Annotated in this window: 13 protein-coding genes and 1 pseudogene; 5 read left to right on the forward strand and 9 right to left on the reverse strand. The window is 68.0% G+C overall.

The window, feature by feature from the left end:
- From QHF83_RS51380 to QHF83_RS51390, 3 genes are all read left to right on the forward strand, one after another.
- Positions 1 to 2573: protein kinase (locus QHF83_RS51380; protein WP_282425523.1), on the forward strand; the 2573-nt coding region annotated here is incomplete at its 5' end.
- Between the two features lie 5 nt (positions 2574 to 2578).
- Positions 2579 to 3604 (forward strand): tetratricopeptide repeat protein, encoded by a 1026-nt coding sequence (locus QHF83_RS51385; protein ID WP_282425524.1) that lies wholly within the window; start codon positions 2579 to 2581, stop codon positions 3602 to 3604.
- 35 nt (positions 3605 to 3639) lie between these two features.
- A complete protein-coding gene (locus tag QHF83_RS51390) occupies positions 3640 to 4461 on the forward strand; it encodes a hypothetical protein (RefSeq protein WP_282425525.1) in 822 nt (273 codons plus the stop codon).
- Between the two features lie 112 nt (positions 4462 to 4573).
- On the opposite strand, the gene rpsS is transcribed toward QHF83_RS51390, so the two are convergent.
- The 9 genes from rpsS to rpsL all read right to left on the reverse strand — a co-directional run bounded on the left by rpsS (position 4574) and on the right by rpsL (position 11520).
- Complete coding sequence (rpsS, locus tag QHF83_RS51395; RefSeq protein ID WP_136936256.1) at positions 4574 to 4873, reverse strand: 30S ribosomal protein S19; 300 nt, start codon at positions 4871 to 4873, stop codon at positions 4574 to 4576.
- 7 nt (positions 4874 to 4880) lie between these two features.
- Positions 4881 to 5711 carry a 50S ribosomal protein L2 gene (rplB, locus tag QHF83_RS51400; RefSeq protein ID WP_136973381.1) on the reverse strand — a complete coding sequence of 277 codons (831 nt, stop codon included), beginning with the start codon at positions 5709 to 5711 and terminating at the stop codon, positions 4881 to 4883.
- Between the two features lie 3 nt (positions 5712 to 5714).
- Positions 5715 to 6014, reverse strand: coding sequence for a 50S ribosomal protein L23 (locus QHF83_RS51405; protein ID WP_272429075.1), 300 nt, complete (start codon positions 6012 to 6014; stop codon positions 5715 to 5717).
- An 11-nt stretch (positions 6015 to 6025) separates the two neighbouring features.
- Positions 6026 to 6649 (reverse strand): 50S ribosomal protein L4, encoded by a 624-nt coding sequence (rplD, locus tag QHF83_RS51410; protein WP_271917833.1) that lies wholly within the window; start codon positions 6647 to 6649, stop codon positions 6026 to 6028.
- Positions 6650 to 6658: 9 nt separating this feature from the next.
- Entirely contained in the window at positions 6659 to 6970 is a 312-nt protein-coding gene (rpsJ, locus tag QHF83_RS51415) for a 30S ribosomal protein S10 (protein ID WP_012233476.1), read from the reverse strand.
- Positions 6971 to 6985: 15 nt separating this feature from the next.
- On the reverse strand, positions 6986 to 8176 hold the full coding sequence (gene tuf / locus QHF83_RS51420; RefSeq protein ID WP_282425526.1) for an elongation factor Tu: 1191 nt from the start codon (positions 8174 to 8176) through the stop codon (positions 6986 to 6988).
- Positions 8177 to 8179: 3 nt separating this feature from the next.
- Positions 8180 to 10294 carry an elongation factor G gene (gene fusA / locus QHF83_RS51425; protein WP_282425527.1) on the reverse strand — a complete coding sequence of 705 codons (2115 nt, stop codon included), beginning with the start codon at positions 10292 to 10294 and terminating at the stop codon, positions 8180 to 8182.
- Positions 10295 to 10598: 304 nt separating this feature from the next.
- Positions 10599 to 11069, reverse strand: a complete 471-nt coding sequence (rpsG, locus tag QHF83_RS51430; RefSeq protein ID WP_136932397.1) for a 30S ribosomal protein S7 — start codon at positions 11067 to 11069, stop codon at positions 10599 to 10601.
- A gap of 52 nt (positions 11070 to 11121) precedes the next feature.
- Positions 11122 to 11520 (reverse strand): 30S ribosomal protein S12, encoded by a 399-nt coding sequence (rpsL, locus tag QHF83_RS51435; RefSeq protein WP_136932396.1) that lies wholly within the window; start codon positions 11518 to 11520, stop codon positions 11122 to 11124.
- A 154-nt stretch (positions 11521 to 11674) separates the two neighbouring features.
- Between rpsL and QHF83_RS51440 the strand changes: the two genes are divergently transcribed.
- Together QHF83_RS51440 and QHF83_RS51445 are read left to right on the forward strand one after the other, a co-directional pair.
- Positions 11675 to 12496, forward strand: a complete 822-nt coding sequence (locus QHF83_RS51440; RefSeq protein ID WP_282425528.1) for a hypothetical protein — start codon at positions 11675 to 11677, stop codon at positions 12494 to 12496.
- Positions 12497 to 12628: 132 nt separating this feature from the next.
- Positions 12629 to 12851, forward strand: a pseudogene (locus tag QHF83_RS51445) (hypothetical protein); the annotation flags it as partial.

The following is a 12851-nucleotide window of genomic DNA, read 5'->3' on the forward strand; positions in this document are numbered from 1 at the left end:
CTGTGGCGCCGGCCGCGTCGCCCGCCGTGGCGCCCGCCGCGCCGAAGCCCAGCCCCGTCGCGGCCGTGCGTCCACCGCAACCCACGGTCGCCGGCGTCGCAGCGCCCGGGGCAAACGGCAAGGCGCCGCTCGGCGCGAAGGCGCCCGCCGTGACGGCGCCCGCGCCCACGCCCGCCGTCGAGAAAAAAGACGCCGCGGAGGACAAGCCGGCCGCAGGCCCGAGCGTGCCGAAGATCGGCGCCCCGAAGCCGATGGTTCGTCAACGGACGCTCGTGGGCGGCGTGGAGCCGCCGAAGCCCGCAGCCGCGGCCGTGCCGAAGCCCGCCGCGAAGGTCGAGCCCGCCGCGGAGGCGAAGGAGCCCGCAGAGGCGAAGGCCGCGGACAAACCGGCCGACAAACCCGAAGCCGCCCCGGCCGCGGAGGCGAAGAAGCCGGTCGTGCCGCCGCCGCCGAAGGCCGCGCCGCCCGCGCCGAAGCCTGGCATCCCGAAGCCCCCGACCCCGCCCGTGGTGGCCGCGAAGCCCGAGGTGCCGAAGCCGCCGCCGCCGATCCGGCCCGTCGCGGAGTCGCTGCCCGGCGAGGACATCGAGATCGACGACGACTCCGGGGCCTTCGAGGCAGCGAAGATCGAGGCGCCGAAGGTCGAGGCGCCGAAGATCGAGGCGAAGGACGCGCCGAAGCTCCCGGAGCCCAAGCCCGAGGAGCCCAAGGCCGAAGCCAAGAAGCCCGAGGAACCCAAGGCCGAGGAGCCCAGGGCCGAGGACAAACCCGAGCACGTCGTGGTGACGAAGTCCGAGATGCCGACGGTCGTCACGAAGACGCCGACGAGCGGGCCTTCGCCGACCGAGGGCGACAGCTCCGAGGCGCCCGTCTCGCGCACGAAGGCGACCGCGCTCGATCGCCTCAAGCCCGGCAGCACGCTCGGCCGTTACGAGATCCTCCTGCGCGTCGCGAAGGGCGGCATGGCGTCGGTCTGGGCCGCACGCCTGCAGGGATCACGCGGCTTCCAGAAGACGGTCGCGATCAAGACGATGTTGCCGGACGTCTCCGACGATCCGGATTTCGAGACGATGTTCCTCGACGAGGCGCGCGTCGCGGCACGCATCCGGCACCCGAACGTGGTCGAGATCTTCGACCTCGGCGAGCAGGACGACATCCTCTACATCGTGATGGAGTGGGTCGAGGGCGACACGCTGAGCACGGTGCAGAAGGCGGCGAAGACCCTCGGCGGAATCCCGCAGAACATCATCCTGCGCATCGCCTCGCAGATCTGCGCGGGCCTGCACGCCGCGCACGAGCTGCGCGACGACAACGGCGCGCTCGTCGATCTCGTCCACCGCGACATCTCGCCGGGCAACATCCTGATCTCGACCTCGGGCTTCGCGAAGATCGCCGACTTCGGCGTGGCGAAGTCGCGCGGGCGTCTCTACGTCACGCGCACCGAGGGCCTGGTCAAAGGCAAGACGCCGTATCTCTCGCCCGAGCAGCTCGGCGGTCTGCCGCTCGATCGTCGCAGCGATCTCTTCTCGCTCGGCGTGCTGCTCTACGTGATGGTCACGGGCCTGCACCCGTTCCGCGGGGAGACGGAGTTCAAGACCGTCGAGAACATCGCGCTGAAAGATCCGATCCCGCCGCGCGAGCTCGTCCCGAGCATCCACGCGGACTTCGAGAAGGTGATCCTGAAGGCGCTCGAGAAGGACCGGACGAAGCGCTACTCGACCGCCGCCGAGATGCAACGCGCGCTCGATCAGGTGTCCTCGCAGGTCGGTTCGCCAATCACGGACGAGGACGTCGCCGACTTCGTGCGCAAGGTGATCGGCGAGGCGAACGCAAAACGCGCAGCCGAGCTGCGCGCCGCGATCGCCGCGGCCGACGCGAACATCGCCGCGGATCGCGCGAGCATCCCGCCGCCCATGACCACCGAGCCGAGGGTCGACTCGAAGCCGGAGGCCTCGGCGAAGGCCGGCGAGAGCACGGACGTCCCCGTGACGACCGACGCCGTCGCAGCGCTCCCCGACATCCCGGCCGCGCCGCCCGCGCCGCGGCTCGAGACGCTGCAGAGCGTGCCGGTTCCCACGCCGGCGACGGCGCTGCCGACCGCGAAGGACGACGACGACATTCTGCTCGCCGCGCAAGCGTCGCAGAAGAAGAAGCGGCTCGTCATGGGTGTCGGCGCGTTCGCGGCCGTCGCGATCGGCGCGGTCGTGGCGTTCTCGGGCGGCGGCGGAGACAAGTCCGAGAAGCCGACGCCCACGACGACGGAGCAAGCTCCCACCACGCAAGCCGCGCCGACGCCGACGCCGACGCCGACGGAGGCGGAGGCGAAGCAGCCCGAGCCGACGCCGACGCCAGCGCCGACGCCCGAGCCGCCGAAGCAAGAGGAGCCGAAGCAAGAGGAGCCCGCCGTCGCCGCGCCCGAGGCGACGCAGGCCGGCGGAAACAAGGCGCCGACCACGTGGAAAGCGCCCGCCGGCAACACGACGAAGACCGTTCGTCCGCCGTCCACGGGGACGAGCAAGACGACGAACAAGACCACCAAGAAAACCCCCAAGTTCGATCCCACCGGAATCTGAGCGCCGTGCGAACCAGAACAACCGCGATCGCAGCTCTCTTCGTTGCCCTCCCCGCGCTCTCGGTCCTCGGGCCGAGCGTCGTCCACGCCCAAGCCCCGGCCGCGGCTGCGACGCCCTCCGCGGCGGACGTCACCGCAGCCAAGAAGAAGTTCGAGAGCGCCTCGACCCTCTTCAAAGCCGGCAAGTACCCCGAGGCCCTCGCGGACTTCCGCGCCTCGTACGAGAAGGTGCAGAGCCCGAACTCGCACCTCTACGTGGCGCGCTGTCTGCGCGAGATGGGCAAGCTCGTCGACGCCTACCTCGAGTTCGAGAAGGTCACGGCCGAGGCCCAGACCGCCGGGGAGAAGTACGCGCAGACGGGCGAGACCGCGAAGGTCGAACGCGACGAGCTGAACGCGAAGCTCACGCTCGTGAGCGTCGACGTCACGACGCCCGAGAGCGGCGCGCGCCTGACCGTCGGCGGCGTCGAGGTGCCCCAGGATCGCTGGGGCAAACCCTTCCCCGCGATGCCAGGCAGCGTGGACATCCGCCTGGAATCCGGCGCGAAGCCGGCCGCGTCGCAGTCGATCACCACGACCGCAGGCGAGTCGAAGACGGTGTCGATCGGCTTCGCGGCCCCGAGCAGCGGCGGCGGCGGCGGCGACGGCAGCGGCGGCGATGGCAGCGGCGGCGGCAGCGAGACGAGCGGCGGCAAGGGCATGTCGGGGATGCGGATCGGCGCATTCGCGGCCGGCGGCCTCGGCGTCGCCGGCTTCGTGACGTTCGCGGTCTTCGGCTCGATGTCGAACGCGACGTACGACGACCTCCAGGCGACCTGCGGCGGTCCGTGTCCCGCGGATCGGCAAGGCGATGTCGACAAGGGCAAGATGCAGCAGACGGTCGCGAACGTGGGCCTCATCGTGGGCGCCGTCGGCGTGGCCGCAGGCGCGACGCTCTTCGTGCTCAGCCTGAAGAAGGACAAGAAGCCCGAAGCCGCCCACACCGAGCTCGTCGTCGGTCCAGGCCACCTGGGCGTCCGCGGGACGTTCTGAGGCGCGAGAGGGCGCGCCCGAGGCGTGCCCTCCGCGTGAACGACGAACCGCGCAGGCCCAAGCTCCGCTATCCTCCTCTGCACGTCATGACCATCGTCGGCTCGCCGCCCGGTCGCGCCTCGGATCCCGCTGCGTCCCTGCCCCGCCCCGTCATGCTCTGCATCGCGGGCGCGGCTGGCATCGTCGCGGTGATCGTGCTGGCCATCGCCGTCCGCACGTCCCCGTTCCCGGACCTCGACGAGGCCCGAGAACACACAACCGCTTCGAAGGATCCGAGCGCAGCTGTCGCGCCTTCCAACGACGACGCGGACGACGAGCCGCGGGCGGCGGCGCCGTCTGGCAACTCGCGCGAGCTCCGCGCGCAGCTCTCGAAGGAGGTGCGCGCGGGCAAGGTGAAGGAGGCGGCGGCGACGCTGACGTCGCTCGTGGCTGCGGATCCGAAGTCACCCGAGGATGCGGACGTGCGCGCCGACATCGTCGAGCTCGCGTCGAAGGCAGCCTTCACGGGCGGCGCCGAGGCCGAGAAGGTCTTCGAGGTGATCGGCTCGAAGATGGGCACACGGGGACCGGACGTGCTCTACGCGCTCGTGACGAGCAAGGGCGGCTCGAAGGCGGCCGATCGCGCGATCGAGCTCCTGAAGCAGGACGATGTTCGAGAGCGCGCGACGCCAGCCACGCGGATCGCCTTCGACCTCTGGGCCGCGAAGAGCTGCCCCGACAAGGCCGCGCTGCTCGACAGGGCGCGCACCGAGGGAGACAGTCGCGCGCTCGGCTGGGTGATCCTGATGGGTCGGAACTGCAAGATGTCCAAGGACCCGAAGCTCAAGGAAACGCTGGAAGCCCTCAAGTCGCGCTGATCGGCCGCGGCGCGGCCACGCGCCGGCGCGGGCGGACTCTCCGCGAGGCTTCGAAATGCAAAAGAGCCCGCCCCTCGCCGAAGCGAGGACGCGGGCTCTTTTGGCACAACCCTCAGCGACCGCCGGGGGCCTTGCCGACCTTCGCCTTCTTGTCGCCGGAGTGGCCGTGGAAGGTACGGGTCGGGGCGAACTCACCGAGCTTGTGGCCGACCATGTTCTCCGTGACGAACACGGGGACGAACTTGCGGCCGTTGTGCACGGCGAACGTGAGTCCCACGGCGTCGGGGACGATGGTCGACCTGCGGGACCAGGTCTTGATGACCTTCTTCGGGCCGCCCGTGGCCTGCGCCGTCTGGATCTTCTCCATCAGGTGGCCGTCGACGAAGGGGCCCTTCTTGATGCTACGCGGCATGGCTCAATCAACCCTTGGTTCCGCGCCGGCGGATGATCATTCCGTCGGTCCGCTTGTTGTTGCGAGTCTTGAGGCCCTTGGCGAGCTGCCCCCACGGCGAGCAGGGGTGACGACCGCCGGAGGAGCGGCCCTCGCCGCCGCCCATCGGGTGATCGACGGGGTTCATGGTGACGCCGCGGTTGTGCGGACGACGGCCGAGCCATCGCGAACGACCGGCCTTACCGAGGGTGATGTTCGCGTGGTCGGGGTTCGAGACCTGACCGATGGTGGCGCGGCAATCGAGGTGCACCTTGCGGATCTCACCGCTCGGCAGGCGCACCTGGGCGTAGTCGCCGTCCTTGGCCATGAGCTGCGCGGCGACGCCGGCCGAGCGCACGAGCTGGCCGCCCTTGCCCTTCTTGACCTCGATGTTGTGGATCGAGGTGCCGGGCGGGATGTGGCGCAGCGTGAGGCTGTTGCCGGGCTTGATGTCGGCGTTGCGGCTCGCGACCAGCTTCGCGCCCACGCTCAGCCCGTCGGGGGCGAGGATGTAGCGCTTCTCGCCGTCGACGTAGTGGAGCAGGGCGATACGCGCGGTGCGGTTCGGATCGTACTCGATGGCGGCGACGGTCGCGGGGATACCGATCTTGTCGCGCCGGAAGTCGATGATCCGGTAGCGCTGCTTGTGGCCACCGCCGCGGAACCGCGAGGTGATGCGGCCGTAGTTGTTACGCCCGCCCGTCGAGGTCTGCTTCTCGATGAGGGAGCGCTCGGGCTCGGCCTTGGTGATTTCCTTGAAATCACTGACCGAGTAGTAGCGCCGCGCCGGAGAGGTCGGCTTGAAGTTCTTGATACCCATGGCTTACTCCGACTTCTCCTCGTCGAAGAACTGGATCTGGTCGCCCGGCTTGAGGGTGACGATCGCCTTCTTCCAGTTGTGCAGCTTGGCGTAGCCGCGCCCCATGCGCTTGTCCTTGCCGCGCATGACGAGCGTGTTCACTTCGACCACGCCGACCTTGAAGAGCGCCTGGATCGCGTCCTTGATCTGGATCTTGTTCGCGTCGCGGCGGACTTCGAAGATGACCTTGTTGCTCTGCTCGCGGAGCCGGCTCGACTTCTCGGTGAGGATGATCGGCCGACGAATGATGTGCTCGGGCTGCATGGCGTGTTCCTCTACCGAAGGCAGCGCGCTTCGAGCGCTTTGGCCGCCTCTTTCGAGACGACGAGGTGGTCGTGGCGGAGGAGGTCGTACACGTTGACGCCCTCCGGCGGCAAGAACTGGTGCGCGTCGAGGTTACGGATCGACTTCACCAGCTTCTCGTTCGAGGCGCTGTCGACGACGAGCGACTTCTTGCCCGCCTGCAGGGCCCCGAGCGCGTCGACGATCGCCTTCGTCTTGATCTCGGGCAGCTCGAGGCTGTCGAGGACGATGAGGCGACCCTCCTTGGCGTACAGGGAGAGCGCGCTCTTCAGCGCGCCGATGCGCACCTTGCGCGGCGGACGGTAGGACCAGTCCTGCGGCTCGAGCGCATGCGCGGCGCCGCCGCCCGCGTGGTGCGGGGCGCGGATCGAACCCTGACGAGCGCGGCCCGTGCCCTTCTGGCGGTAGAGCTTCTTCGTCGAGCCCGCGACGGCGCTGCGCTCCTTCGTGGCCTTGGTGCCAGCGCGACGCGAGGCGAGCTGGGCCTTGACGACCTCGTAGAAGAGCTGCTCCTTCACCTCGGCGCCGAAGACCTCGTCCGAAAGGTCGATCTCGCCGACCTGCTCCCGCTTGAGGTTGTAGACGTTGACTTTCATGGCGCGCTCCTAGCTCTTGATCTCGACGTCGACGCCGGCCGAAAGATCGAGCTTCATCAGGGCGTCGAGGGTCTGCTGCGTCGGCTCGATGATGTCGAGGAGCCGCTTGTGCGTGCGGATCTCGAACTGCTCGCGCGACTTCTTGTCGACGTGCGGGCCGCGGAGGACCGTGTAGCGACGGATCTCCGTGGGCAGGGGGATGGGGCCCGCGACGTGCGCGCCCGTTCGCTTCGCGGTCTCGACGATATCGCTCGTGGACTTGTCGAGAAGCTGGTGATCGAACGCCTTGAGGCGGATCCGGATCTTCGTGGTGTCGGCCATGACGCTGCTTCTTCCTTACTTGAGGATCTTCGTCACGATGCCCGCGCCGACGGTCTTACCACCCTCGCGGATCGCGAACCGCATCTGCTCCTCGAGCGCGACCGGCGCGATGAGCTCGATGTTCATCGTGATGTTGTCGCCCGGCATCACCATCTTGACCCCCTCGGGGAGCTTGACGGTGCCCGTCACGTCCGTCGTCCGGATGTAGAACTGCGGGCGGTAGTTCGTGAAGAACGGCGTGTGACGGCCGCCCTCCTCCTTCTTCAGGACGTACACCTCGCCCAAGAACTCCGTGTGCGGGGTGATCGAACCCGGCTTCGCGAGGACCTGGCCACGCTCGATGTCGTCCTTCTCGACACCGCGCAGGAGGCAACCGACGTTGTCGCCCGCGATGCCCTGATCGAGCAGCTTCCGGAACATCTCGACGCCCGTGACCACGGTCTTGCGCGTGTCCTTGAAGCCGATGATCTCGACCTCTTCGCCGACCTTGACCACGCCGCGCTCGATACGGCCCGTCGCCACCGTGCCGCGGCCCTTGATCGAGAACACGTCCTCGATCGCCATGAGGAACGGCTTGTCGATCGCGCGCTCCGGCTCCGGGATGTAGCTGTCGAGCGCGTCGAGCAGCTCGCCGATCTTCGCCTCCCACTTCGGGTCACCCTGAAGCGCAGGCAGCGACGCACCACGGACAACCGGCGCGTTGTCGCCGTTGAAGTTGTACTTGTTGAGGAGCTCGCGGACCTCCATCTCGACGAGGTCGAGCATCTCCGGGTCGTCCACCGCGTCACACTTGTTGAGGAAGACGACGAGGTAGTTCAGGCCGACCTGGCGCGCGAGGAGCACGTGCTCGCGGGTCTGCGGCATGACGCTGTCGAGCGCGCTGACCACGAGGATCGCGCCGTCCATCTGCGCGGCGCCCGTGATCATGTTCTTGATGTAGTCGGCGTGGCCGGGGCAGTCGACGTGCGCGTAGTGGCGCTTCGGCGACTCGTACTCCACGTGCGCGGCCGCGATCGTCACCGTCTTGGTCTCGTCACGGACCGTCCCGCCCTTGGCGATGTCGGCGTACTTGATCTCTTTCGCAAGCTTCTGCTTGGACTGGACCTTGACGATGGCCGCCGTGAGCGTCGTCTTGCCGTGATCGATGTGGCCGATCGTGCCGACGTTCACGTGGGGCTTCGTTCGACTGAATTTCTCCTTGGCCATTGCCTAACCTCGCTGCTTGGCGACGATCTCTTCCTGGATCGCGACCGGGACTGGTGCGTAATTCGAAATCTGCATCGTGTGCGTCGCGCGGCCCTGCGTCTTCGAACGCACGTCCGTCGCGTAGCCGAACATCGAGGCGAGCGGAACCTCCGCGCGCACGACGCGCGCATTTCCCCGCTGCCCCATGTCGAGAATCCGCCCGCGACGGCTGTTCAGGTCGCCGATGACGTCGCCGAGGTATTGCTCCGGGCAAACCACCTCGACCGACATGACCGGCTCCAGGAGCACGAGGCCCGCGCGCTTGGCTGCCTCCTGGAACGCAATCGAGCCTGCCACCTCGAAGGCGGGGCCCGACGAGTCGACCTCGTGGTAGCTGCCGAAGTGCAGCCGCACCTCGACGTCCACCACCGGATAACCAGCGAGCACCCCGCGCCCGAGCGCGTCTCGAATCCCCTTCTCCACGGAGGGGATGAACTCCTTGGGGATGATGCCGCCGGTGATGTCGTTGACGAAGACGAACCCTGCGCCGCGTGGCGCAGGGCCGAGATCGATCTCGACGTGACCATATTGACCGTGCCCGCCGGTCTGCCGGACGAACCGGCCTTCGACGTTGGTGACCTTGTGCGTCACCGTCTCGCGATAAGCGACTTCGGGCTTGCCGACGTTCGCGTCGACCTTGAACTCACGCTTCAAGCGGTCGACGATGATTTCGAGGTGCAGCTCGCCCATGCCGGCGATGATCGTCTGCCCCGTCTCCTCGTTCGTGTACGTCCGGAAAGACGGGTCCTCGAACATGAGCTTCTGCAGCGACACGCCGAGCTTGTCGAGATCGGCCTTGGTCTTCGGCTCGATCGCGATCGAGATGACCGGGTCCGGGAACTCCATCCGCTCGAGGACGACCGGGTGCTTCTCCTCGCAGAGCGTATCGCCCGTGCGCGTATCGCGTAGACCGACCGCCGCGTAGATGTTGCCGGCGTAGCAGGTCTTGACCTCTTCACGCTTGTTCGCGTGCATGCGCAGGATGCGCCCGAAACGCTCGCGCTTGCCGCGCGTCGAGTTGAGGACGCTCGAACCGCTCTCGACCGTGCCCGAGTAGACCCGGAAGTACGTGAGGTGGCCGAAGGGATCGTTCATCACCTTGAACGCGAGCGCGGCGAACGGCTCGTTGTCCGCCGCCTTGCGCGTCACCACCTTGTCCTTCTTGTCCGGATCCGTGCCCTGCACCGGCGGGATGTCGAGCGGCGACGGCAGGAGTTGGATCACCGCGTCGAGCAAGAGCTGGATGCCCTTGTTCTTGAACGCCGAACCGCAGAGCACCGGCACGAGCTTGAAGCTCAAGGTGCCCGCGCGGATCGCCGCGTAGATCTCTTCTTCGGTGATCGACGCGAGGTTGCCGGCGACGAACTTCTCCATCACCGCGTCGCTCGCGTCCGCGCACGCCTCGATGAGGCGCTCGCGGAGCTCCTTGCACTTTGCCTCGAGATCCGCGGGGATCGCTTCCCACTTGTACTCGGCGCCCTTCGTCTCGTCGTCGAAGACCGCTGCGCGCATCCGCACGATGTCGATGACGCCGCGGAACTTGTCCTCCGCGCCGAGCGGGTAGTGGACGGCGACCGCGTTCGTACCGAGCCGGTCCTTCATCGAGTCGACGCACATGTCGAAGTCCGCGCCGATCTTGTCCATCTTGTTGATGAACGCGATCCGCGGGACGTGATACTTGTCCGCCTGACGCCAGACCGTCTCGCTCTGCGGTTCGACGCCGTTGCCGCCGTCGAACACCGCGACCGCACCATCGAGCACGCGCAAGCTGCGCTCGACCTCGATCGTGAAGTCCACGTGGCCGGGCGTGTCGATGATGTTGATGCGGTTCCGGATCCCCGCGAACGGGCCTTCCTTCGGCTCCCAGAAGCAGTTCGTCGCCGCAGCCGTGATCGTGATCCCGCGCTCCTGCTCCTGGACCATCCAGTCCATGGTCGCAGCGCCCTCGTGGACCTCGCCCAGCTTGTAGTTGACGCCCGTGTAATAGAGGATGCGCTCGGTCACCGTGGTCTTGCCCGCATCGATGTGGGCCATGATCCCGATGTTTCTGGTGCGCTCCAGGCTGTATTCGCGGGCCACTGCTTCCTCCTGCGGTCGGTTTGTCGTTGCTCGTGTCGAGGCGTCGGTCTCGGTTGCTCGTTTTCGTCAGCGTCGTCGTCGCTCGCGCCGTTCGTCGCTTCGAACCCCGAACGCACGACACCCTCTCCAGCCCTGCCCGCCTCCGTTTGGCGCGCTTCGAGAACCTGGAGAGGGTGTCGGGGTACGTTCGTTGGCGGCGCGCCTCGCGCCGCCATGTTCGAGCACGTAACCCGATCCTTATGTCGCCTTCGCCATCTCGCTCGACGTATCTCCTGCCGTGTCCGACCGCTCTACGTGCTGACGATCACCAGCGGTAGTGCGCGAAGGCCTTGTTCGCCTCCGCCATCTTGTGCGTGTCGTCCTTCTTCTTCACGGCATTGCCGCGGTTCTGCGCCGCGTCGATGAGCTCCGCCGCGAGGCGCTCGCGCATCGTCTTCTCGCCGCGCGAACGCGAATAGGTCACGAGCCACCGCATCGCCAGCGCCACACGACGCTCCGGCCGAACCTCGACCGGGACCTGGTACGTCGCGCCGCCGACACGCCGGCTCTTCACCTCGAGCTTCGGCTTGACGTTGTCGAGCGCCTTCCGGAAGACCTCGATGGGCTCCTCCTTGAAGCGGTCGCGGATGACGTCGAACGCTCCGTAGAGGATGCTCTCCGCCGTCGCCTTCTTCCCGCTCAACATGAGCGAGTTCGTGAACTTGGCGACGAGCTTGTCCTTGAACTTCGGGTCCGGAATGATTCTGCGCTTCGGAACTTCACGTCGACGAGGCATGGTGCTTCCTTCTGGCGGACTGTGATCAGGGGCTCTCGCGGGCGAGCAGCGCTCAGCTCTTCGGGCGCTTCACGCCGTACTTCGAGCGCTTGCGGTTGCGGGTCGCCTTGTTGGTCGAGCTCGGCCCCGCGGCGCCCGAGGCGTCGAGCGTGCCACGCACGACGTGGTAGCGAACGCCCGGCAGATCCTTCACGCGACCCCCGCGGATGAGCACGACCGAGTGCTCCTGCAGGTTGTGCCCCTCGCCCGGGATGTAGCTCGTGACCTCCATCTGGTTCGTGAGGCGCACGCGACACACCTTGCGGAGGGCCGAGTTCGGCTTCTTCGGCGTCGTGGTGTACACGCGGACGCACACGCCACGCCGCTGCGGGCAGGACTTGAGCGCCGGAGAGGCCGTCTTGTAACGAGCGGCTTCGCGGCCGTTTCGGATGAGCTGGCTGATGGTCGGCATGGTGGTTCGTCTACCCGGAATCGGGGGACGCGGAGGATACTCGGCGAAGGGGCCATGTCAAGCCGTCCGAGAACGGACTTGCGGACCAGGTTGCTTTTCCTGCCCTGGATCCGAGGTTTTGCCTGATCGAACCCGCTTCGGTTAGCGTCGGATCGTGAGCAAAAAGCTTTCCCGTGCCCAGCGCAAGGAGCACCGAGCTCGCTCTGCGCGTTCCCAGTCCGTCTCCACTTCGGTCCCGAAGCCCGCCCCGACGGCCAGCCCGGCGAAGCCCTCGCCGGCCGCTCTCAGCGGGACGAAACCCACGGAGGCCCCGAACGCATCGAGCGTAGCCGCGCCCGCCGCGACGCGCCAGCCGACGAAGACGGCCCCGAAGAACACCTCGGGCGACACGAACGAGAGCCCTGCGCCCGAGACGAAAAAGACGGAGAGCAAGGCCGAGAAGAAGCACACGAAGGCAAGCGCACGAGCAGCCGAGGCGACGCCGGCGAGGGAGCGCGAAGAGAGCACGAGCAAGGCGATCGAGCCCGCGAAGAAGGGGCCGAAGAAGGAGCACGCGGTGCTCGTGCTGCTCGGCCTCGTGGCCATCGCGTTCGTGTTCGTCTACCTCGGGCGAGGGGGTTCGTCCCCGACGGTTCAGCCGGACAAACCCACCACGAACACGCAGGAAAAGAAGCCCGCGCCGAAGCCCGAGGCCCCGCCGGAGACGAGGCCCGCGTCGCTGCCGCTGCCTCCGATCCAGGCCGCGCCGATGGAAGCGCCGAAGCCCGCGGACGAGGTGCCGACGAAGGCGAGCGCCGCGGTGACGGTGGAAGAGCCGCCCGCCGCGAAGGAGCCCGCGACGAGGGAGACCGCGTCGAAGCCGGCCGCGAGCCCGACCGCGGCCCCCGCGGACAAGCCGAAAGCCGCGCCGAAGAGCGGGACGAGCAAGCCCGCAGCGCCGAAGCCGAGCCGCCCGGCCGAGGATGCCTACGAGTGATCACGGCCGCCCGCGCGAGCACGCTTGACGCGCCACGTGCATCTCGTTTTTCGTTATCGTAAAGCGAGCGCAGCCCGCGGGGCCTCGACTCCCTCGCCCACGAGCCCCTTCCTTTTGAAAGGACCATCTTCGATGCCCACGTTGCCGGATCCGGAGCTTCTTCGCGCGACGCCCGCCGCTCGCCGAGCGCGCGTTTCCCTCGCGTGCGTCGCCGCCTCCGCGCTGGGTCTCTCCGTGCTCGCGGTGGGCCCCGCGGCGCACGCGCAGGTGCCGCCGACACCGGCTCCGCCGAGCAGCGCACAGGCCCCCGCGCAGCAGCCCGCCGCGCCTCCGCTCGCCGCACCTCCGCCCGCGC

The sequence above is a fragment of the Polyangium sp. 15x6 genome (assembly GCF_029960785.1).
In the GTDB taxonomy this organism is placed as follows: Bacteria; Myxococcota_A; Polyangia; order Polyangiales; family Polyangiaceae; genus Polyangium.